The 21,501-nt window shown below is 63.9% G+C and carries 12 protein-coding genes; 8 read left to right on the plus strand and 4 right to left on the minus strand.

The window, feature by feature from the left end; all coding sequences use genetic code 11:
- Position 1: 1 nt before the first annotated feature.
- The gene (gpmI, locus tag ACDC66_RS04565; protein ID WP_376695488.1) at positions 2-1,531 is read right to left on the minus strand and encodes a 2,3-bisphosphoglycerate-independent phosphoglycerate mutase; all 1,530 of its coding nucleotides are present in this window, start codon (positions 1,529-1,531) and stop codon (positions 2-4) included.
- A gap of 129 nt (positions 1,532-1,660) precedes the next feature.
- On the opposite strand from gpmI, the gene ACDC66_RS04570 reads away from it, so the two are divergent.
- From ACDC66_RS04570 to ACDC66_RS04600, 7 genes are all read left to right on the plus strand, one after another.
- On the plus strand, positions 1,661-2,176 hold the full coding sequence (locus ACDC66_RS04570) for a rhodanese-like domain-containing protein (RefSeq protein ID WP_376695489.1): 516 nt from the start codon (positions 1,661-1,663) through the stop codon (positions 2,174-2,176).
- A gap of 59 nt (positions 2,177-2,235) precedes the next feature.
- Entirely contained in the window at positions 2,236-2,742 is a 507-nt protein-coding gene (secB, locus tag ACDC66_RS04575) for a protein-export chaperone SecB (protein ID WP_376695490.1), read from the plus strand.
- Between the two features lie 12 nt (positions 2,743-2,754).
- Positions 2,755-3,756 (plus strand): NAD(P)H-dependent glycerol-3-phosphate dehydrogenase, encoded by a 1,002-nt coding sequence (locus ACDC66_RS04580; RefSeq protein WP_376695491.1) that lies wholly within the window; start codon positions 2,755-2,757, stop codon positions 3,754-3,756.
- A 288-nt stretch (positions 3,757-4,044) separates the two neighbouring features.
- Positions 4,045-6,189, plus strand: coding sequence for an adenosylcobalamin-dependent ribonucleoside-diphosphate reductase (locus ACDC66_RS04585; RefSeq protein ID WP_376695492.1), 2,145 nt, complete (start codon positions 4,045-4,047; stop codon positions 6,187-6,189).
- 178 nt (positions 6,190-6,367) lie between these two features.
- Positions 6,368-7,111 (plus strand): TSCPD domain-containing protein, encoded by a 744-nt coding sequence (locus tag ACDC66_RS04590; RefSeq protein WP_376695493.1) that lies wholly within the window; start codon positions 6,368-6,370, stop codon positions 7,109-7,111.
- Positions 7,112-7,234: 123 nt separating this feature from the next.
- Positions 7,235-8,176, plus strand: coding sequence for a universal stress protein (locus ACDC66_RS04595; protein ID WP_376695494.1), 942 nt, complete (start codon positions 7,235-7,237; stop codon positions 8,174-8,176).
- Between the two features lie 11 nt (positions 8,177-8,187).
- On the plus strand, positions 8,188-16,653 hold the full coding sequence (locus ACDC66_RS04600) for a GH36-type glycosyl hydrolase domain-containing protein (protein ID WP_376695495.1): 8,466 nt from the start codon (positions 8,188-8,190) through the stop codon (positions 16,651-16,653).
- Between the two features lie 9 nt (positions 16,654-16,662).
- Here ACDC66_RS04600 and ACDC66_RS04605 read toward each other — a convergent pair whose 3' ends face one another.
- The 3 genes from ACDC66_RS04605 to ACDC66_RS04615 all read right to left on the minus strand — a co-directional run bounded on the left by ACDC66_RS04605 (position 16,663) and on the right by ACDC66_RS04615 (position 17,993).
- Complete coding sequence (locus ACDC66_RS04605; protein WP_376695496.1) at positions 16,663-17,112, minus strand: universal stress protein; 450 nt, start codon at positions 17,110-17,112, stop codon at positions 16,663-16,665.
- A 284-nt stretch (positions 17,113-17,396) separates the two neighbouring features.
- Positions 17,397-17,696 (minus strand): type II toxin-antitoxin system VapC family toxin, encoded by a 300-nt coding sequence (gene vapC / locus ACDC66_RS04610; RefSeq protein ID WP_376695497.1) that lies wholly within the window; start codon positions 17,694-17,696, stop codon positions 17,397-17,399.
- A gap of 102 nt (positions 17,697-17,798) precedes the next feature.
- Positions 17,799-17,993: a type II toxin-antitoxin system VapB family antitoxin gene (locus ACDC66_RS04615; RefSeq protein WP_376695498.1), complete on the minus strand. Its 195-nt coding sequence runs from the start codon at positions 17,991-17,993 to the stop codon at positions 17,799-17,801.
- Between the two features lie 621 nt (positions 17,994-18,614).
- Here ACDC66_RS04615 and ACDC66_RS04620 point away from each other — a divergent pair.
- Positions 18,615-21,437: a class I SAM-dependent DNA methyltransferase gene (locus ACDC66_RS04620; protein WP_376695499.1), complete on the plus strand. Its 2,823-nt coding sequence runs from the start codon at positions 18,615-18,617 to the stop codon at positions 21,435-21,437.
- Positions 21,438-21,501: the final 64 nt, after the last annotated feature.

The following is a 21,501-nucleotide window of genomic DNA, read 5'->3' on the forward strand; positions in this document are numbered from 1 at the left end:
CTCAATCCAGGCGGATGAGGGATTCGCCGGTCATCTCGGACGGATGCGGCAGCTCGAGCATCGCAAGCATCGTCGGCGCGATATCGCGCAGGCTGCCACCGTCGGTCAACTGGACGGCGCGCGGGCCGAAGTACACCAGGGGCACCGGATTGGTGGTGTGTGAGGTATGGGGCTGGCCCGTCTCGGGATCGCTCATCTGTTCGACGTTGCCGTGGTCGGCCGTGATCAGGGCCTCGCCGCCAGCGCGTTCGAGCACCGGAAGAACCTCGCCCAGCACGTGATCGACGGCTTCGACGGCTTCGACGGCCGCCTCGAACTTGCCGCTGTGGCCGACCATGTCCGGGTTGGCGACGTTGCAAATGATGACGTCGTAGTCGTCGCTTTCGATCGCCTCGACAAGCTCCCTGGTCAGTTTGGGCGCGCTCATTTCCGGCTGCAGGTCGTAGGTGGCCACACTGGGGGAAGGGATCAGCTTGCGATCTTCACCTTCGAACACCTGCTCCTCGCCGCCGTTGAAGAAGTAGGTCACGTGCGCGTATTTCTCGGTTTCGGCGATGCGCAGCTGGCGCAGACCGGCGGCGGCCAGCTCGGCGCCGAACAGGTGATCGAATCGCTGCGGATCAAAAGCGATGTCGACGGGCAGGCCGTCGAGATAGTGCGTCATGGTCACCATGGCCGACAGGGCGGGGCGCCGGCACTCGAAGCCGTCGAAGCCCGGCTCCACGAAGGCCCGGGTCAGTTGCCGGGCGCGGTCGGCGCGGAAATTGATGAACAGAACGGCGTCCCCGTCTTCCACCTTCCGTCCGCCGTCGATCACCGTCGGCCGGACGAATTCGTCGTCCTCGTTGCGAGCGTAGGCGTCTCCGAGCGCGGCCCTGGCGGTGTCGGCCCGGTGTTCGGCCTCGGCTTCGACGATCGCGTTCCAGGCCAGTTCGGTGCGTTCCCAGCGCTGGTCGCGGTCCATCGCGTAGTAGCGGCCGCTGACGCTGGCAATGCGCGCCCGGTCGTCCTTTGCCACGGCGGCTTCCAGGCGATCGATCGAATCCGCGGCGCTGCGCGGGGCGACGTCGCGGCCGTCGAGAAAGGCATGCACGGCCACTTCGGATGCGCCGTGGGCCAGCGCCAGTTCCAGGGTGGCCAGGAGGTGGTCTTCGTGGCTGTGCACGCCCCCGGGCGACAGCAGGCCCATGATGTGCACACAGCCGCCGGCCGCTTTGGCTTTCTCAACGCCCCCGAGTAGTGCGGGATTGCGGGTGAAGCTGCCGTCGGCGATCGCCTTGCCGATGCGCGTGAGTTCCTGGTAGACGATTCGACCGGCACCGAGGTTCATGTGGCCGACCTCGGAATTGCCCATCTGGCCGGCCGGCAGGCCCACCGATTCACCCGAGGTGACCAGCAGGGTGTGCGGTCGGTCCGCCCACAGGGCGTCCCAATTGGGGGTGCGGCCGGTGGTAATGGCGTTGTCGTCGGCAGCCTCGCGCTGCCCCCAGCCATCGAGAATCAGCAGCATCAGCGGTCGCGGTTTTGACATGGTTCTTTCGCCCTGACTTGTGTCGGATTGGGGAATCCGTTGATTATCCCACAGGCCGATGGCGCGATGCTGGCAAGAAGGCGGCAGATCAAGGATAATGGGCGGCTTTGACCCGAGCCGATTTACTTCATGGAACAACTCCTCGAGTTCACGGGTAACCACCCGCTGCTGACCGGCGCGCTGGGCGTGGCGATTGCCGCACTCATCGGTTATGAAATCAGCCGCCTGTTTCGCAAGTGGAAGGAGCTGGGCACTCTCGAGGCCGTCCAGTTGCTCAACCGCGAGGATCCGGTGGTGCTCGACGTTTCCAACAGTACCGACTATGCCAAGGGGCATATCCGGGGCGCCCTCCACATGCCGCCCTCGCGCATCGAGGCCGGCAACCAGCAGCTGCTCAAGTTCAAGGAGCGTCCGGTTCTGGTCTATTGCCGCAACAACCAGGTGGCACCGCAGATGGCCAACCGCCTGGTCAAGCTCGGATTCACCAACGTCAACGTCCTCGGCGGCGGATTGACGCAGTGGATCAGCGACCACCAGCCCGTCACCCGCCACAAGGGCGCCGGAAAGCCCGATGAAGGCAAGGGAAAGCGTCGCAAGAAATCGAAGGGCGCCAGGAAGTCCGAAGTGAAGGAAACGGAAGACTAGGTCACCGTCCCAATCAAATTTTCAACTAAATCAGCAAACTGTAAAGGAAAGTTAATCTCATGGCAGAAGAAAACGAGCAGGCTGCGGCCGGCAACGAACAGGAAGCCCAGATGGCCGTTCAGCACGTCTACCTCAAGGATGCGTCCTTCGAGGCGCCCAACGTGCTCGAACTGGACCAGGGTGGCAGCGAGCCCGAGGTGAACATGAGCCTGTCGCAGCGCAGTGAAAACCTGGGCGAGGGCCGCAACCACATCACCCTGTCGGTCACCGTCACCTCCAAGCAGGGCGACAAGACCGCCTTTCTGTGCGAAGTCCAGTACGCCGGCTTTTTCCAGCTCTCGGGTTTCAGCGAGCAGCAGGTTCCGTACGTGCTCAACGTGCTTTGCCCGAACGTGCTTTTCCCCTACTGCCGTTCGCAGATCGGCTCGATGGTCAGCGCCGGTGGTTTCTTCATGCCGCCGCTGCAGCCGGTCAATTTCGAGGCCGTCTTCCGCCAGCGCCTGGAAGAAGCCCAGCAGCAGCAGGGCCAGGGCAATGGCGAGCAGCCGGCCGGCGACGACGACTAGGCCGGCTCGGGCGTGACCAGACGAATCGCGGTTCTCGGCGCCGGCTCCTGGGGCACGGCGCTGGCCATGCAGCTGGCGCGCATGAGCCATAACGTGCGCCTGTGGGCGCGCGATGCCGATCGGGCCCGGGCCATGGAACGTGATCGCGTCAATCAGCGCTACCTGCCCGACAGCCCGTTCCCCGAGTCGCTGACGGTCACCAGTGATCTCGAGGCGGCCTGCAGCGGCGCCGAGCGCATTCTGGTGGCCACGCCCAGCCACGCCTTCGGCGAAACCCTGGATCGCGCGGCGTCTTTTGTCACGGCCGAAACCGGCCTGGCCTGGGCCAGCAAGGGCTTCGAGCCGGGCACCGGGCGCCTGCTTCACGAAGTGGCGCGCGAGAGCGTCGGCCCCGAGATTCCGCTGGCGCTGATCACGGGCCCCTCGTTTGCCCGCGAAGTGGCCGATGCCCTGCCCACGGCCGTCACGGTGGCCGCCACGGAGCCCGACTTCGGGCACGCCTGGGCGGAGCTTCTGCACGGCAATAATTTCCGTGCCTACTACACCGCCGACCTGGTCGGGGCCGAACTCGGCGGCGCCATCAAGAACGTACTGGCTGTCGCCTGCGGCCTGGCCGACGGGCTCGGCCTGGGGCACAACGCAAGAGCCGCGTTGATTACCCGGGGCCTGGCCGAAATGCGCCGGCTCGGCCGCGCACTCGGCGCCGACGACGACACGCTGATGGGCCTGGCCGGCATCGGTGACCTGGTGCTGACCTGCACCGGCGACCAGTCCCGCAATCGTCGCCTGGGCATGGCTCTGGGGCAGGGTAGATCGGTCGACGAGGCCGTGGCCGAGATCGGCCAGGTGGTCGAGGGCATCAAGACCGCCGAGGAAGTCATGCGCCTGGCCGAACGGGCCGGCGTCGAGATGCCGATCGCCGAACAGGTGCACGGTATCCTGTTCCGCGGCTGGAGCGCCCGCAAGGGCGTCCAGGTGCTGATGGAACGCGACCTCAAGCCCGAAACCGAGTAGCAGGTTTCAGATCCTGCCGGGCCCCGTTCGGGGTGTCTCCGGTTTCGTTTTTATCCAGATTCACGGTGCGAATGCCCGCGCTTGCGGGCCCTTCGACGTGCCCGATTTTGCGGCTCGAGATCCGGGCTTCGACAAGGCTTGAATCGCCCCCGGCTTGGGCGTAAGGTATGTCGGGTCGGCACAATATCTTGTGTTCCGGCGTTGGGTTTGGCACAACGGGTTGTGAACAAGGCGGTGGACAGCCTGTGCATAACCAGGACTAGCACACAATAATCAAGAGGTTGCGGCATGAGCGTTTCGGCAGAAGCTTTGACCGCTGCGCTTCCGGAAATCGATTTCCAGGAAGCGTCGCTGGACATCTGGGACAAGAAGTATCGTCTCAAGTCGAAAACGGGGGAAATCATCGACCAGGACATCGACGACACCTACAAGCGTGTCGCGCGTGCGCTGGCCGATGTGGAAGAGGGCGAAGACAAGCGCTCTCACTGGTATCGCGAATTTTTGTGGGCGCTGCGGCGCGGGGCCATTCCCGCCGGGCGCATCACTTCCAATGCAGGGGCGCTGGCGCACAAGCCGGCGACCTCGACCATCAACTGCACCGTCTCGGGCACCATCCGCGACTCGATGAACGAGATCCTGGGCAAGGTGCACGAGGCCGGGCTGACGCTGAAGGCCGGTTGCGGCATCGGCTACGAGTTCTCCACGCTGAGACCCAAGGGCGCCTATGTTTCGGGAGCGGGCGCCTACACTTCCGGGCCGATGTCGTTCATGGACATCTACGACAAGATGTGTTTCACCGTCTCGTCGGCCGGCGGCCGCCGCGGCGCGCAGATGGCGACCTTCGACGTCTCGCACCCGGACGTGATGGACTTCATCCGCGCCAAGCGCGAGAATGGCGTGCTGCGCCAGTTCAATTGCTCGCTTCTGATCACCGACGACTTCGTCCAGGCTGTGGTCGACGATGCTGACTGGCCGCTGGTCTTTCCGGTGCTTGACAGCGAGGCCGAGGAGATCGACCTGAACGACCCCGAAAAGGTGATCTGGCGCGAATGGCCGACTACCGAGGGCTACGTCAGCAACGATGAAGGCCTGGTGGCCTGCAAGATCTACCGCAAGGTGCCGGCCAAGCGCTTGTGGAACATGATCATGACGTCCACCTACGACTACGCCGAGCCGGGCTTCGTGCTGGTCGACCGCATCAACGAGGACAACAACAACTGGTGGTGCGAAACCATCCGCGCGACCAATCCCTGCGGCGAGCAGCCATTGCCGCCTTACGGCGCCTGCCTGCTCGGCTCGGTCAACCTGACGCGCTTCGTCGAGGAGCCGTTCACCGAGAACGCGCGCTTCAACTGGGACGAGTACCGCCGCACGGTGCAGATCTTCACGCGCATGCTCGACAACGTGGTCGAGATCAACGGCCTGCCGCTGGAGAAGCAGCGCAACGAGATCATGTACAAGCGCCGCCACGGCATGGGTTTCCTGGGCCTGGGTTCGGCGCTGACCATGCTGCGCAAGCAATACGGCCGGCCCGAGTCGCTGGAGTTCACGGAGCGGGTATCGCGCGAGATGGCGGTTGCCGGCTGGGAAGCCGCCGCCGAACTGGCCGATGAAAAGGGCCCGGCGCCGATCATGAGCGACGAGTTCGAGGTCACCCCGGAGATGCTGCGCAAGCGTCCCGAGATGAAGCGCGACGGCTACAAGCCCGGCGACAAGCTGCCCGGCCGCATCCTGCACGCGCGCTACAGCCGCTACATGCAGAAGGTGGCCGAGGTTGCGCCCGAGCTGGTCGACCGGCTGGCCGAGACCGGTGCGCGCTTCACGCATCACACCTCCATCGCGCCGACGGGCACCATCTCGTTGTCGCTGGCCAACAACGCGTCCAACGGCATCGAGCCGAGCTTCGCCCATCATTACAACCGCAACGTGATTCGGGAAGGCCGCAAGAGCAAGGAGAAGGTCAGCGTCTATTCCTACGAGCTGCTCGCCTATCGCACGCTGGTCAACCCGGCGGCCATGCCGTACTCCGAAGAGGAAGAGGAACAGTTGCCGGATTACTTCGTCACGGCCGAATCGATCACGCCGAAGGAGCATGTCGGCATCCAGGCCGCCGCGCAGAAGTGGATCGATTCGTCGATTTCCAAGACGGCCAATGTTCCGACCGACTATCCCTACGAGGACTTCAAGGACATCTACCTGTTCGCCTGGGAGCAGGGGTTGAAGGGCTGCACGACCTTCCGCTTCAACCCGCAGGCTTTCCAGGGCGTGCTGGTCACCGACAAGGACCTGGAGTCGACCACCTACGTGTTCGAGCTCGAGGATGGTTCGAAGGTCGAGGTCAAGGGCCACGAGGAAGTCGAATACGACGGCGAAGTGCACACGGCAGCCAATCTTTTCGATGCCCTTAAAGAAGGCTACTACGGCAAATTCTGATGTGGCTGCGTCACGACACCGCATGCTGCGTTTCGCGGTCACCGGGCCTCCTCACGTACTCGCAAGTACGCTCCGGGGTCCCGGCAACCGCAAAGCCTTGCCTGCGGCGCCGTGACTGTGCCACATCGCCTCGGAAAGAATGGAAAGCGACATATAAAGGCAGTGCGGGAGCATTGAAATGACCATCAAGATCGACAAGAAGATCGTGGACTACGAAGTCCAGGACAAGCAGAAGGAAGAGCAGAAGGCTGGCGACAGGAAAGAGGGCGGTCGCGAGAAGGCCGACATCATCCGGATGCACGAGAAGCTCGAGCGTCCGGAGGGCATGGAATGCCTCGAAGGCGCGACCTACAAGATTCGCACGCCGCTCGATGATCACGCCCTGTACGTGACCATCAACGACATCATTCTCAACCAGGGCACCGAGCACGAGCAGCGCCGGCCCTTCGAGATCTTCATCAACTCGAAGAACATGGACCACTTCCAGTGGATCGTGGCCCTGACGCGCGTGATGTCGGCCGTGTTCCGCAAGGGCGGCGACGTGGTCTTCCTCGCCGAGGAACTGCAGGCCGTGTTCGACCCCAAGGGCGGCTACTTCAAGCCCGGCGGTCGTTTCGTGCCGTCGATCGTGGCCGATATCGGTGCGGTGGTCGAGAACCACCTCAAGCGCATCGGCATGATCGAGCCCGACGAGCTGAGCGAACAGCAGCAGCTGATCCTCGAGCAGAAGCGCGCCGAAGCCGAAGCCCGCGAGCAGAAGCAGGCCGACGCGGAAAAAAAAACGATGACGAATCCGGCGACTGAGGCGGAAGCCTCCTTTCCGTCCTCGGCCACCCTGTGCCACAAATGCCACACCAAGGCCATGGTCCTGCTCGACGGCTGCCAGACCTGCCTTTCCTGCGGTTATTCCAAGTGCGGGTGAGTTCCGGCTTAATTCCGGGCAGCAGACGGCACGGGCGCGATGCCCGTGCCGTTGACCTGTATCAAAACGCGGCTGCGGGGCGAAGCGTAGTATGAAAGTCCGCTACATTCTGGTGTTCGCTGCATGCTCATGCCCTTCTCCCGCATCCTGGTTCCACTCGACGGTTCGGAATTCGCCGAGCAGGCGCTGATGCATGCCGGACGAATGGCGCGGGCGTTTTCGGGCCGGGTTTTCCTGCTGCGCGTGCTGTCCGAGCCGAAGGATGTCCAGGGAGAGCACAGCGCGGGCTGCGTGGACTGGCGGTTGCGCAAGGCCGAGGCACAGCGTTACCTGCAGAAGCTGGTTGCCGATGAGCGCCTGGCCGGGGCGACGGTCGAGGTAGAGGTGCTCGACGGCCGTCCGGCAGACGCGGTCGCGCAGTTCATCGAGCATCATGATATTCGACTCGTGGTGCTGTCGGCCTGGGGCGCCGGTGGTGCTTCCGGGCTGCCGTACGGCGGGACTGTGCACAAGGTGCTGGCCAGTACCCGCATTCCCTACCTGATCGTTCGCGGGCAGGCCGACGAGGCCGAACCGGGCGAGCCGTATCGTCACGTCATGGTCTCTCTCGACGGTTCGCAACCGGCCGAGGTGGCGCTGCATGTGGCCAGCGCACTGGACCGCGACGGCGGCATGACGATCGAACTTCTGCACCTGGTCAGCGAACCCCTGATGCCGCGGCGCCGGCCGCTGACGGCCCATGAGCAATCCCTCAACTCGGAAGTGGTCGAGTGCAACCGGCGAGTGGCCGTCGGCTATCTCGAAGAGTTGCGCGACCGCCTGGCTTCCCATCACGAAATTCGCACCCGACTCGAGACGTCGACCCGGCCGGTGGAGACCATTGCCGAGGTCTGCCTGAAGGAGCACCCAGACCTGTTGATCCTGGCCGTGCATCACGGCGAGGGCAGCAGCGGCTGGAGCAGCGAAGCGGTGCGCCAAGTGCTGTTGACGCGCATTACCACGCCGGTGCTTGCCCTGCAGGACGGCATGCGGGTGGGGCAGGAATTGCTGCAGGGCAGCAACTGAGGCGGCAGGCCGTGCCGAGCGCCCAGCCGACCGGCAGTCCGGAGACGAACCCCCAGTCGCTACAACTTGCGTTGCAATCGCTGGCGCGACGCCCGCGTGCGCAAACGGGTAACGGCCGGACGTTTCGCCGGCGCCTGGATCGCCAGCGCAAGAGGCTCACCCGGCTCTACAAGCACCTCGAATCACAGCTGGCCGGCCGCCAGTATGCCTCGCGCGGTGAAGAATGGTTACTCGACAACCGGCACGTCATCGAGGACGCACTGGCGGGGGTCGGGCGCGACCTGCCGAAAGCCTATGTGCACAGCCTGCCGCATGTCGAAGTCGAGGGTGCTGCGATCACACCGGCCGTGGCGGTTCTGGCGGGAATCCTGGTGGAGCAGGGCGGTCAGCCGGTCGATCCGGTCTGGGTCGAGCATACCGTCGACGACTACCAGGCCGGACGGGCATTGAGCATCGGTGAACTCTGGGCCCTGCCGGCGTTCGTGATCCTGGCGGAGACCGAACGCCTGATCGATGCCGGCCAGGCACTGCTCGCGCGACTGCGGGACGGTCACGACGAGGAGAATGGCCTGGTCGAACGCATCGCCAGTGGCGTGGTGAGCCTGAGGACGCTGACGGGACACGATTGGCGGCTGAGCTTCGAGCGCCTGAGCGTGGTTGAACGCGCTCTGCGCGACGACCCCGACGAGGCCTATGCCCGGATGGATTTCGAGTCCCGTGACCGTTACCGGCGCGTGGTCGAGGAACTGGCCCGCGGCAGCCGCTGCGACGAGGCGGCCGTGGCCAATCGCTGCAACGCCCTGGCAGGGGCCGCGCCCGAGAGCACCCGCCACCGACACGTCGGTTACTGGCTGGTGGGCGGCGGCAGGCCGAGGACCGAACGGGAAATCGGTTATCGCCCGCGCCCGCGCAGGCGTCTTCTCGATCTGGCCTGGCGACGGCCGGGCCCGGTGTACTTCCTGCTGTTGTTCGTGCTGGCGGGAGTGGCCCTGGCGCTACCGGCCGCCTACCTGGCGTACCACCAGGCATCGACCGGGTTGATGTTCGCGCTGCTTGCACTGCTGCTGGTCCCGGCCCTGGGCCTGGCGGTGACGCTGCTCAATGGGCTGCTGACCCGGCTGGTGCCGCCGCGGACACTGGCGCGCCTGGATTTCGACGCGGGCATTCCGTCCAACTGCCGCAGTGCGGTCGCGATGCCGGTCATCTTCGCCGGTACCGAGGATGTCGATCACGTGTTCGATCGCCTGGAAATCAACTTCCTGGCCAACGACGACCCGCAATTGGTCTGGGTGGTGCTGGGCGACCTGCATGATGCCGACGAGCAATCGCTGGATTCCGACCGGTCCATCCTTCGAAGGGGCCGGCAGCAGATCGAACGCATGACCGCCCGGTATCCCGGGGGGCAATTCCTGTTCCTGTGCCGCTCACGTGAGTACAACGAGCGCGAGGGCTGCTGGATGGGCCGGGAGCGCAAGCGCGGCAAGCTCATGGCCTTCAACCGGCTGCTCGCCGGGCGTGAGGATTCGGGCTTTACCGAAAGTTTCGGACAGCCCGGCCGGCTCGACGATGTGCGTTACGTGATAACGCTCGATGCCGATACGCGCCTGCCTCCGGGTGCGGCCAGGCGACTCGTCGGCACGCTGGCGCATCCGCTCAGCCGGGCTGTCTACGGCGCCGATGGCCGCTCTCTCGAGGCCGGCTACGGCATCATCCAGCCGCGCGTCGAGATCGATCCCGACACCACGCGTAACAACGCCTTCACCCGCGCCTTTTCGGGCGACACCACCGTCGATCTCTACACCCACGCCAGCTCGGACGTCTACCAGGATCTTTTCGGCGAAGGCATCTTCGCTGGCAAGGGGATTTACGACTGGCGCGCCATGGAGGCAACGCTCGAAGGCCGCATCCCCGACAACAGCCTGCTCAGCCACGACCTGCTCGAGGGCATCTTCGCCCGCGCCGGCCTGGCTACCGACATCGTGCTGATGGAGCAGTTTCCGCCCAGCGTGATCGCCTGGACACGCCGGCAGCATCGCTGGGTTCGCGGCGACTGGCAGCTCTTGCCCTGGCTGGGCCGCCGCGTTCGGGGCGCCGAGGGCGAACGGCATCGCAATCGCCTCTCGCTCGTCCATCGCTGGATGATCCTCGACAACCTGCGCCGCAGCCTGCAGCCGCCGGTCACATTGCTGTTGATCCTGATCGGCTTCAGCGGCATCCTCCCCGGCAGCGACCTGCTCTGGTCGCTGGTCTTTCTGCTGCTTCCGGCCGCCGGCCTGCTCAGCGAACTGCTGGGGTCGACCAGCCACTTGCTGGCCGCACCCCGCTCGGCGGTCATGCGACTTCGGCCGGCCATGCATGGCCTGCGGCTGCAGGCCCGGCACTGGCTGCTGACGCTGGTCCTGCTGCCGTACCAGAGCCTGGTGATTGCCGATGCAACCGCGCGGACCTTGATCCGGCTGTTCCTGACGCATCGCCACTTGCTGGAATGGACCACGGCGGCGCACGTCCACCGCAGCCTCGGTCAGGCTCGTCAGAATCTGTGGCGCGAACTATGGCCCTGTCCGGCACTCGGCGCCCTGGTGCTGGCGGGCGTGGCTTCCATTCAGCCCGGCTTGCTGCTGCTGGCCGGGCCGGTCGCCGTCGCCTGGCTGGCCGCACCCGAGATCGTCAGGCTCGCCGAGCGCCAGCGCCGTCGCAAGGCATTCCGTCCGGACCCCAAAGCCGAGCGGATGCTGCGCCGCATCGCGCGGCGAACCTGGCTGTTTTTCGATCGCTTCGTCGGCCCGGATACGCACTGGTTGCCACCCGACAATTACCAGGACGATCCGAAGGTCGTCCTGGCGGCGCGGACGTCGCCGACCAATATGGGCATGGCGCTCAACGCGGCGGTGGCGGCCCATGACTTCGGCTGGATCGACCCGCTCACGCTGACCGCCTGGCTTCACAACAGCATGGAAGGAATGGCCCAGCTCGAGCGTTACCGGGGCCACTGGTTCAACTGGTACGAGATCGACGATCTCCAGCGCTTGCCGCCGGCTTACATATCGACGGTCGACAGCGGCAACCTGGCCGTCGCCCTGGTGACCCTGGCGCGCTCGCTCGACGAACTTCGAAGCAGCCCCCTGAAACTGACGCGACTGGCCCGCGGCCTGGCCGACACGCTCGATCTGATCAAGCGTACGGCGCGCCCCCTGGTCGGGCAGGCTCCTCGACAGCAGGCGCTATCGAAGTGGCTCGAGCGGATCGATGCGCAGTATCGCAAGGCGCTGGCGGCCAACCCCGCCGAGTGTCGCCAGCTACTCGACAAGTGGCACGAACGGCAGCTCGACGAGCTGGCCGATGCCATCGTCGACCTGGCCGAGGATCGGAGCCTGGATGTCAGCGCCGATCTCATTTCGGAACTGCGGGTCTGGCTGACACAGCTGGTCGGGCAGGTTCGCCAGGCCCGGCGCGCCATCGAGGCGCTACAGCCCTGGCTGCCCGAGCTTTCCGCGTTGAGAGACCGTGCCGATGAGGCCGGCAGCGAGTCGCTCGCGCGCCTGGCCGACCTGCTCGAAAATGGATGGCGCCCGGAAGCCCACGCAGACCAGAGCCGGCGGGCAAGGCGGTTGATGAATGCCGCCCGGGCCGAAGGGGCCGGGTTGCCCCCGGCACAAGAAGAACAGATCGAGCGGCGACTCGAGCAAGCCCGGGAGGCCAACGACAAACTCGTAGAAGATTGCCTGGAACTCGCCCGTCTGGCTGAACGCTGGACCGAAGAAATGGACTTCGGCTTTCTCTACGACGCCGAGCGGCACCAGTTCCGCATCGGATTCGACGCCGACAACGCGGTGCTCGACTCGGGCTGCTACGACCTGCTCGCCTCGGAGGCCCGCCTGACCAGCCTGTTCGCGATCTCGCGCGGCCAGGTACCGATGCGCCACTGGCTGCATCTGGGCCGGCCCTTCCGGCGTTTCGGCGGGCGCCGAATCCTGATGTCCTGGGGTGCAACCCTGTTCGAATACCTCATGCCCCGGCTCTATTGCCCGACACCGGTCACGGGCCTGTTGGAGACGGCCAGCATCAACGCCATCGACCTTCACCGCGACTTCGCCGAAGTGCACGACGACATCCCCTGGGGCGTTTCGGAGTCCGCCTACTACCAGCTCGACGAACAGCGTCATTACGCTTATCGCAGTTTCGGCGTTCCCGGCCTGGGGTTGCGCCGCGACCTGGGAGAACGACTGGTGGTGTCGCCGTATGCCAGCATCATGGCCCTGCCGTACCGCCCGGCGGCGGTGATCGAAAACCTGCACAAGTTCTCCGATCTGCATGCCATCGGACTTTTCGGTTGTTACGAGGCGGTCGACTTCGGCCGGAGCGCCAGCGACAAGGCTCGCCGAGGGCGTGTCGTCAGGGCCTGGATGAGCCACCACCAGGGCATGATCCTCGCGGCCATCGACAACTACCTGAATCACGACATCATGGCTCGCCGCTTCATGGCCGACCGGCACGTGGCGGGCGTCTCGATGCTACTGCACGAGCGCCTGCCGCGAACCAGCCCCGACCTGGCCATCCGCAAGCGCCTGGAGTCCGAACAGACGCTGGCCGTCGCGGCCAGCCCGGTGGAATGGCCGGTGGAGCCGCGGGCTACCACATCGGCGCGCTATTGCCTGCTGTCGAACGGCAACTTCAGTACGATCATCAACGCCCACGGTGGCGGCGGGAGCTGGTGGCAGGGGATCGCCGTCGATCGGTGGCAGCCCGACGTCACCACCAACCGGCACGGACCCCGGCTCTACATTGCCGAACCCGACGAGAATCGACTGTTCTCGATGGCCGCCGATCCGGCCTCACCGGAGGAGGGCGGCGACCGCCAGGTCATACAGGCGCCTCACCGGGTCGAGTTCCGCTGCCGACGCCACGCGCTCCTGTGCCGGCTCGATATCGGCATTGCCGGCCAGCACGACGTCGAAGTACGCCGGCTGGTGATCAGCAACGAGTCGGGGTCGCCCAGGCGGCTGGTTGTCGCGAGCTTCGCCGAGCTGGCCATGGCGCCGGCGCGCGACTTCGAGCGCCACCCTGCGTTCGCGCGGCTGTTCGTTGAAAGCGAATGCCTGCCCGGCGACCGGACCCTGATCTTTCGCCGACGCCCCCGAAGCGACGAAGAGATGTCTCTATACGTCGGCCACGTGCTCGTCTCGTCGCCCGGCGCGGCCTCCGATTTTGCCTGGGAGACCGATCGGGCCCGCTTTCTGGGCCGCGGCGGCAGTCTGCGAAACCCGGCCGGGCTCTCAGCCGGCCTCGAAGGCCTGAGCGGCACGACCGGCGCGGTGATCAATCCGTCCAGCACCCTGGCGCTGGAGGTTACGATCGAACCCTATGGCCGTCTCGAGCTCGGCGTACTGAGCGCCGTGGCACGCTCGCGCGAGGAGCTTCTGGGCGCACTGGATCACTATCGCTCCCTGAGCCGCATCAACTGGCTGTTCGAACAGGCCCGCATGCAGACCGCGCTCGAATTGCATCACCTTCAGATGCCGCCGGGGGAGGTCCAGTTCGCCATGCAGTTGATGTCGGCCATGCTCGAGCCGCAGCCGGAGTGGCGCCGAGCGGGCGAGCGGACCGGCGAGGCACTGCAGTCCTTGCTGTGGTCGCGCGGCATTTCGGGTGATTGGCCGATCATCGTCGGCCTGGTGAGAGATCGCGGCAACCTCGAACTCATCGAACGCCTGGTGCGGGCGCACACCCTGGTTTCCGGGCGCCAGCTTCGATCGGATCTCCTGCTGATCGACGAAATGTCCGGTGGCTACGAACAGATCGGGCGGGATCGGCTTCAGGGCCTGGTCGAATCCGTGCGTTCGCGCACCCAGCGGGTGCTCGCCGGCCAGGTCACGGTGATCCCGGGTCGCGAGCTTTCCGCCGACCAGCGCCGTGCCCTGCTGGCTGCCGCCAGCGTGGTGCTGGATCTCGACCAGACGGATCTCAATGCACAGTTACAGGCTTCCTCGATGGCGCGCCTGCCACCGCTGGTGCCTTCTCGAAGCGAGCAGGACGCCGACCCGGTGCTCCCGACCCTGGCGCGACCGAAAGATCTTCTCGCCGACAACGGTATCGGCGGTTTCAGCCCCGACGGTCGCGAATATGTCATACACCTCGAACCGGGAGCGCACACGCCGGCGCCCTGGTGCAACGTGTTGTCCAACCCCGAATTCGGCACCTTGGTGAGCGAATCGGGCAGCAGCTTTACCTGGGCGGGTAACAGCAGCGAATACCGGCTGACGGCCTGGCCCGACGACCCGGTGCTCGATTCGTCCGGCGAGGCCATCTACCTGCGCGACGAGGAAACCGGGCGCGTCTGGACCCCCACGCCGGGCCCCGTTCCCGGCCCGGGTGCCTGCCAGGTTCGGCATGGCCTCGGTTACACCCGGTTCATTCGCCACGACAGCGGCCTGCAACAGGTACTGGACGTGCATGTCGACGCCGTCGACCCCGTCAAGATCTGCCGCCTCAGCCTGACCAATCGCTGCGACTGGACGCGACGCGTGACGGCGACCTGCTACCTGGAATGGGTTCTGGGCAATCGGCGCGGCGATACCGCGCTTTACCTCGACTGCGATCTCGACCTGGAACGCCGGGCGCTGCTCGCGAACAATCCCTACGACCGGTTCGCCGGATCCGGTCACGCCTTCGTCGCCAGCGACCTGCCGCTGCACGGCTTCACCACCGACCGGCGCGAATTCCTGGGGCAGGGCGGTAGCCTGGATCGGCCGGCAGCGTTGTGGCGAATCGGATTGAGCGGTTCACTGGCCGCCGGCGGCGACCCCTGCGCCGTGCTGCAGGTTCATCTGGACATCCCGCCCGGCGAGGAACGCTGCGTTCACTTCGTGATCGGGCACGGCAAGACGCGCCAGGAGGCCCAGGCCCTGGCCGAGCGTTTTGCCTCGCCCGAGCGCGCAGCCAGGAGCGCCCGCGACAGTCGCCGGCGCTGGCAGCAACTGCTGTCAGGCGTCGAAATGGAAACACCCGACGAGAGCTTCAACCTGCTCTATAACCACTGGTTGCCTTACCAGGCCATCACCTCGAGGCTCTGGGGGCGGACCGGCTACTACCAGTCCAGCGGTGGTTTCGGTTTCCGCGACCAGCTCCAGGACGTCATGGCAATGACCTGGCTGGCGCCGGAGGAGGTCAGGGCACATCTGTTGCGCGCGGCGTCGCGCCAGTTCACCGATGGCGACGTCTTGCACTGGTGGCACGAGTCGCCGCTTCGGGGCGTGAGGACGCGCTGTTCGGACGACTTGCTGTGGCTGCCCCTGGTGACCGCTCACTATGTCGCTTCCACCGGCGATAAGGGCGTTCTGGACCAGCAGGTGGCGTGGCTGGACGGGCCGCCACTGGCGGCGGGCGAAGCCGAACGCTATGCCGAGTTCGGCCAGAGCGAGCGCACGGCCAGCCTCTACGAGCATTGTTGCCGGGCGATCGACCGCGCCACCATCGTCGGTCCGCACGGCCTCCCGGTCATCGGCAGCGGCGACTGGAACGACGGTTTCAATCGTGTCAGCACTACTGGGCGCGGCGAAAGCGTTTGGCTGGCCTGGTTCCTGGTGCGCGTACTCCGGGACTTCGCGCCGATTTGCGAGTCCCGTGGCGAGAACGAAACCACGGCGCAGTACCGGCGGCTGGCCGAACAGCTCGTCGGCCGAGTGGAATCACACGCCTGGGACGGACAGTGGTACCTGCGAGCCTGGTTCGACGACGGCATGCCGCTGGGCTCGGAAGACAACGAGGAATGCCGCATCGACCTGATCGCACAGGCCTGGTCGGTGCTGGGCCCCGAGCAACCACCCGAACGCGCCGGCACGGCAATGACCTCCGCGCTCGAACAATTGGTGGACGACGACAGCCGCCTGATCCTGCTGTTGAGGCCACCGTTCAACCGTATACAGCACGACCCGGGCTATATTCGCGGCTATCCGCCGGGCATTCGCGAAAACGGGGCGCAGTACACGCACGCGGCAACCTGGGCGCTGTGGGCGGCGGCACGCCTGGACTGGCCGGACCAGGTCGAACGGCTGCTGGGAATTCTCGATCCCGTCAAGCGCAGTTCGACCGAGGCCGATTGCCGGCACTACCGCCTGGAGCCTTACGTTCTGTCAGGCGATATCTACAGCCAGGGTGACAATCGCGGCCGGGGAGGGTGGAGCTGGTACACGGGCGCGGCGGCGTGGGCCTGGCGAGGCGCCGTGGAGGCCGTATTCGGGCTGCGGCGACTTGGCGATCAGCTGGCCATAGAACCCTGCCTGCCGCCCGCCTGGAATCGCTGCCGGGTAACACTCAAGGCCGGCGCGTCACCCTATGTTATTGAATACAGGCAGGTTTCAGGGCGAGGCCAGGCCGAAATCATCATCGAGTACGACGGTAGTACGGTCCAGGGCAACCGGATTCCGTTCGTGGATGACGGCGACGCGCACCACGTGATCGTGGAGCTGCGTCGCCGCTGAGGGATCGCGCTATACGACGGTCACCAGGCCGGGCGCGTGTGCGGCCACCTTGTTGCTGACGCTGCCCATCAACAGCGCCTTGATCTTCGACAGCCCGCGGCGCCCCATGACCAGGTGGGTGCCCGGGTTGTCTTCCATGAAAGCGATGATTTCCTCGGCCGGATCGCCCGAAAGCACATACCTGTGAGCGAAGGGCTTGCCCAGACGAGACTCGGCCTCGCCGAAAATCTGCTTCGCCTCATCTTCCTTCATGCGATCGAGATTCTCCTTGGAGGTCTGTTCGTCGAGCCCCGAGGGTGTGGCCGAGATGCCGCGGTGATGCGGAAAAACATACAAGGCCGACAATTCGCGTCCCATGGCCTCGGCCAGGCCGCTCGCCTCGTCCAGCGCGTCAAAGGCCGGCTCGGATCCATCGAGCGCGACCACGAGATTTCTTTCCTGACTTCTTTCCTGACTCATGCCAATCTCCTCAGTGGTAAATCCATACCAAGCGTTACACAGCGCGTCTCCCGGCATCTTGACCTGAATCAGTCTCCCAAAGGCAGCAGATTGACCAGGTGCTGTACAAACCTTGAAAAAGCTTTAAGAAAAATTCGTAAAACACTGTAAATAAACGTAATAAAAACAGGTTCTAGTTCACACGCCCCAGAATTGCCCTGATCGGCCTGTACACCCGTAACTTTACATAATATACATTATGCGAACTATTGGTTGAGCGCAGAGAGCCAGTAAAAGGCACCCCGCTACACACCCAGTTGGGCCTGGCGCAGCCCCAGATGCTCCACAAACGGCACGAAATCCCGGTCCGTGAACAGCAGCGGCATCCGATGCTCGATGCAGAACGTCGCGATGATCACATCCGCGGTCTTACGGATGGTGACGCCCCGCTTGCGCAGCGCACGGAAATTCTCCGCACACTTTTCGACCATCGACGTGCCAAAAAGCTGGTAGTGATCCAGGGTCTCCAGGCTACGACGCGTAAGCTCGTATTCCCGGTCATCGCGAATTCCCTGGAGAATCTCCAGAAAGATCAGGTCGCCCATGGCCACGAATCCGTCCACGATGCTGGAATCGAGCGCGTCGGTCGGTGTGCGAATTCTCGACGCCGTTGAGGTAGTCGATCCACACGCTGGTATCGACCAGTATCATTTGCCGCCCCGCATTTCCTCGAGGTCGCCTTCCCAGCGGACATGCCCGCGCAACTTCCGGATTTCCTGCTGCTCGCTCCGTCGTACCAGCAATCTGAGCGCCTCCTCGACGGCTTCCTTTTTGGTCTTGCAGCCGGTTGCCTTCATGGCGTCGGCCATCAGCTGGTCATCGATGACGATGTTGGTTCTCATATTCGCCTCATGTGTATCAATATTTCATCTATACACATTCTACGCGCCGGATGTGGCCTCGACAAACGTTCCGACCCATATCCCCAGCGACCCAATGCTGGTAGGCTTTCAACACGGTACCAAGGGGTAGCTGCGCCGCCCGTGATCGGGCGTCCCTGCAGAGACTTTTGAACTCAGGTTAGACTAACTGCAATGCTAACGCTCAAGCGTAAATCTGCGTCCCCCAGCCGTTTCTCTGATTTTATTCGGAACGCGTCTGCGCGCGAGAAGAAAAAGGTTTATGAACAGGTGCTTAAGCGCGCATCGGAGCGCCAGCGCCGACTCCTGGAAGAAGCCAGCAAGGGTTCTAAGGGCTGAGTCGCGGCCGGGACGACACGTCCTAGCGCCCTCCACTTCTCCGGCCCACCGTCGTTCGGAAAATCGCCCCCTCTGTCGTCCCGGAAATCGCAACGCGATTTTCCGGGACCTCGCACACATCGGCGGGCACGGCCCCGAACCCGTGCAGACCCCCAACGTGCGAGGTCCCGGCTCAGAGGCCGGGACGACAACCTGCCATTCCCCCGCCCACCACGATGCTGGTAGTCTTTGCCCCAGCACTGAGGGGAATTGGCATCACCACGCATGAACGACGCCACCGACAAGCACACACCCGAAGCCGTCGAAGCCTTCATCGACCGCTGGCAAGACACCGGCGGCAAGGAACGCGCCAACTACCAGCTCTTCCTGACCGAGCTGTGCCAGTTGCTCGACCTGCCCGGCCCGGAACCGGCCGGGCCCGAGCCGACCAGGAACGGCTACGTGTTCGAACGTCGGGTCGACATCAATCACCCCGACGGCTCCACCACGCGCGGCTATATCGATCTCTACCGCCGCGGCCACTTCGTGCTCGAGGCCAAGCAGGTCAGCGAAAAGCACGAGTCCAGCCGCTGGGACAAGGCCATGCTGCGCGCCGCCGCCCAGGCCGACACCTACATCCGCGCCCTGCCCGCCGAGGAAGGCCGACCGCCCTTCCTGCTGACCTGCGACGTGGGCAAGACCATCGAGGTCTATTCCGAGTTCACCCGCTCCGGCGCGACCTACGTGCCCTTCCCGGACCCGCGCAAGCATCGCATCCACCTCGAGGACCTGCGCGAGGAAAAAGTCCGCGAGCGGCTCAAGAAGATCTGGACCGACCCCGACAGCCTGGACCCGTCCAAGTACGCCGCGCGCGTCACCCGCGAGATCAGCGACACCTTGGCCAGGCTGGCTCGCACGCTGGAGAAGGACGGCTACAAGGTCGAACGTGTGGCCCACTTCATCAAGCGCTGCCTGTTCACCATGTTCTGCGAGGACGTCGGCCTGCTGCCCACCGGAGAGTTCACCGCCCTACTCCAGAAACTCAAGAAAACGCCCGAGCACTTCGCCAGCGCTGTTCAGAACCTGTGGGATACGATGAACACCGGCGGCTACAGCGGCGTGCTCAACAGTGAAATCCTGCGCTTCAACGGCAGCCTGTTCGTCGACATCAACCCGATCGCCCTCGACGCCGACCAGATCCAGCTCCTGATCGACGCCGCCAAACACGACTGGAGCCAGGTCGAACCGGCCATTTTCGGCACCCTGCTCGAACGCGCGCTCGACCCCGAAGAACGCCATAAGCTCGGCGCCCACTACACGCCCAGGGCCTACGTCGAGCGCCTGGTCATGCCCACCGTCATCGACCCGCTCAGAGACGAATGGAAAGACGTCCAGGCCGCCGCGGCCGCCCTGGAAGCGCAAGGCAAGCACGACAAGGCCGTCAACGAAATCCGCGACTTCCACCGCAAGCTGTGCGAAATCCGCATCCTCGACCCCGCGTGTGGCAGCGGCAACTTCCTGTACGTCACCCTCGAGCACATGAAGCGCCTGGAAGGCGAAATCCTCGGCACCCTGGCCGACCTGGGCGAAGGCCAGAACCTGCTCGAAATGCAGGGCAACACCGTCGACCCGCACCAGTTCCTTGGCATCGAAATCAACCCCCGAGCCGCCGCCATCGCCGAAATGGTGCTGTGGATCGGCTACCTCCAATGGCACTTCCGCACCCACGGTCATGTCAATCCGCCCCAGCCCGTCCTGAGAGCCTTCGAGAACATCGAATGCCGCGACGCCGTCCTGGCCTACGACCGCTGGGAATACAAGATGAATGAGGATGGCCGCCCCGTCATGCGCTGGGACGGCAAAACCTACAAAAAGAGCCCGACCACCGGAGAGGATATCCCCGACGAATCCGCCCAGGTGCCGGAAGAGGTTTATATCAATCCGAAGAAGGCGGAGTGGCCGGAGGCGGATTATGTGGTGGGGAATCCGCCTTTCATTGGTAACAAGCGGATGCGAATCGCCCTCGGCGGAGGATACGTGGACGCCTTACGTGAAGCCTGGAAAGATGCAGTGCCAGAATCCTCTGATTTTGTTATGTACTGGTGGCACCACGCAGCTAAATCAGTGAGAGGCGGCGCTTTAAAGAGGTTTGGCCTAATCACAACGAACAGCATCAAACAAGCGTTTAATCGACGAGTTGTCATCAAGCACTTAGAAACTACTCCTCCATTGTCACTCGTCTTTGCAGTGCCAGATCACCCATGGGTGGATTCTAGCGACGGAGCCGCTGTCAGGATTTCTATGACCGTGGCTGCCATGGGACCTCAAACGGGGATTTCTGCGCAAATCGTGAAAGAATCTTCGTCATCTGACGAAGGAAAGCAAATTGAGTTTAGAGCGCAGAGCGGGCATGTCCATTCCGGTCTGAAGGCAGGGGCCAATATCTCAGCCTCGACAGCGCTCCGCGCGAATCAAGACCTTTGTGGCCAAGGTGTAAAGGTTGTCGGTAAAGGCTTCTATGTTACGCCAGAATTGGTGAATTCTTGGCCGTCAGATAAGTCAATCAGTCGAATCGTAAATGCACGCGGAATTTTGAATGGTGACTATGAAGGCGAGCTGATAATTGACTTCTTCGATCTGACGGAAGAACAAGCACTCAGTTCTAATCCTGACGCATTTCAACGCGTCATTGACCGCGTAAAGCCCCTAAGGGATCAGAACAAACGAAAGTCGATCAGAGAAATCTGGTGGCGATTCGCCTGGGAGCGGCCCGTGATAAGACGAGCCATATTAGGTATCCCTAAATATATTGTTACCTTATCTACAAGCAAGCATCGGTTCTTTTCGTTCCTGGATTCGAATCAAATTTGGGATGGCGCTTTGTTTGCCATCGCGGTACAGGACGGTCATGTGCTTGGCGTATTGTCCTCAAGGGTTCATGCCGCATGGGCACTTGCTGCTGGAGGGACTTTGGAGGATCGCCCCACTTGGACAAATTCCACGTGCTTTGATCCATTCCCCTTTCCAGAAATCGATAAAGTCGCGGAAGAACGCGTCAGTGACCTGGCTGAGCGGGACTGTCCTGAGATTTGTGTAACTGCCCATTGATGTACTGTAAATCAGGAGTTTATCAATGGACGCAGTAGTGGATGAAAAAAGGCTCAAGGAGCTG

It is taken from the genome of Wenzhouxiangella psychrophila, assembly GCF_042310375.1.
Taxonomy (GTDB): domain Bacteria; phylum Pseudomonadota; class Gammaproteobacteria; order Xanthomonadales; family Wenzhouxiangellaceae; genus Wenzhouxiangella.

Bases quoted from the DNA above. Each gene is read 5' to 3' on its own strand.
- gpmI (WP_376695488.1), bottom strand. From the start codon at position 1,531: ATGTCAAAACCGCGACCGCTGATGCTGCTGATTCTCGATGGCTGGGGG.
- ACDC66_RS04570 (WP_376695489.1), top strand. From the start codon at position 1,661: ATGGAACAACTCCTCGAGTTCACGGGTAACCACCCGCTGCTGACCGGC.
- secB (WP_376695490.1), top strand. From the start codon at position 2,236: ATGGCAGAAGAAAACGAGCAGGCTGCGGCCGGCAACGAACAGGAAGCC.
- ACDC66_RS04585 (WP_376695492.1), top strand. From the start codon at position 4,045: ATGAGCGTTTCGGCAGAAGCTTTGACCGCTGCGCTTCCGGAAATCGAT.
- ACDC66_RS04590 (WP_376695493.1), top strand. From the start codon at position 6,368: ATGACCATCAAGATCGACAAGAAGATCGTGGACTACGAAGTCCAGGAC.
- ACDC66_RS04595 (WP_376695494.1), top strand. From the start codon at position 7,235: ATGCTCATGCCCTTCTCCCGCATCCTGGTTCCACTCGACGGTTCGGAA.
- ACDC66_RS04605 (WP_376695496.1), bottom strand. From the start codon at position 17,112: ATGAGTCAGGAAAGAAGTCAGGAAAGAAATCTCGTGGTCGCGCTCGAT.
- vapC (WP_376695497.1), bottom strand. From the start codon at position 17,696: ATGGGCGACCTGATCTTTCTGGAGATTCTCCAGGGAATTCGCGATGAC.
- ACDC66_RS04615 (WP_376695498.1), bottom strand. From the start codon at position 17,993: ATGAGAACCAACATCGTCATCGATGACCAGCTGATGGCCGACGCCATG.
- ACDC66_RS04620 (WP_376695499.1), top strand. From the start codon at position 18,615: ATGAACGACGCCACCGACAAGCACACACCCGAAGCCGTCGAAGCCTTC.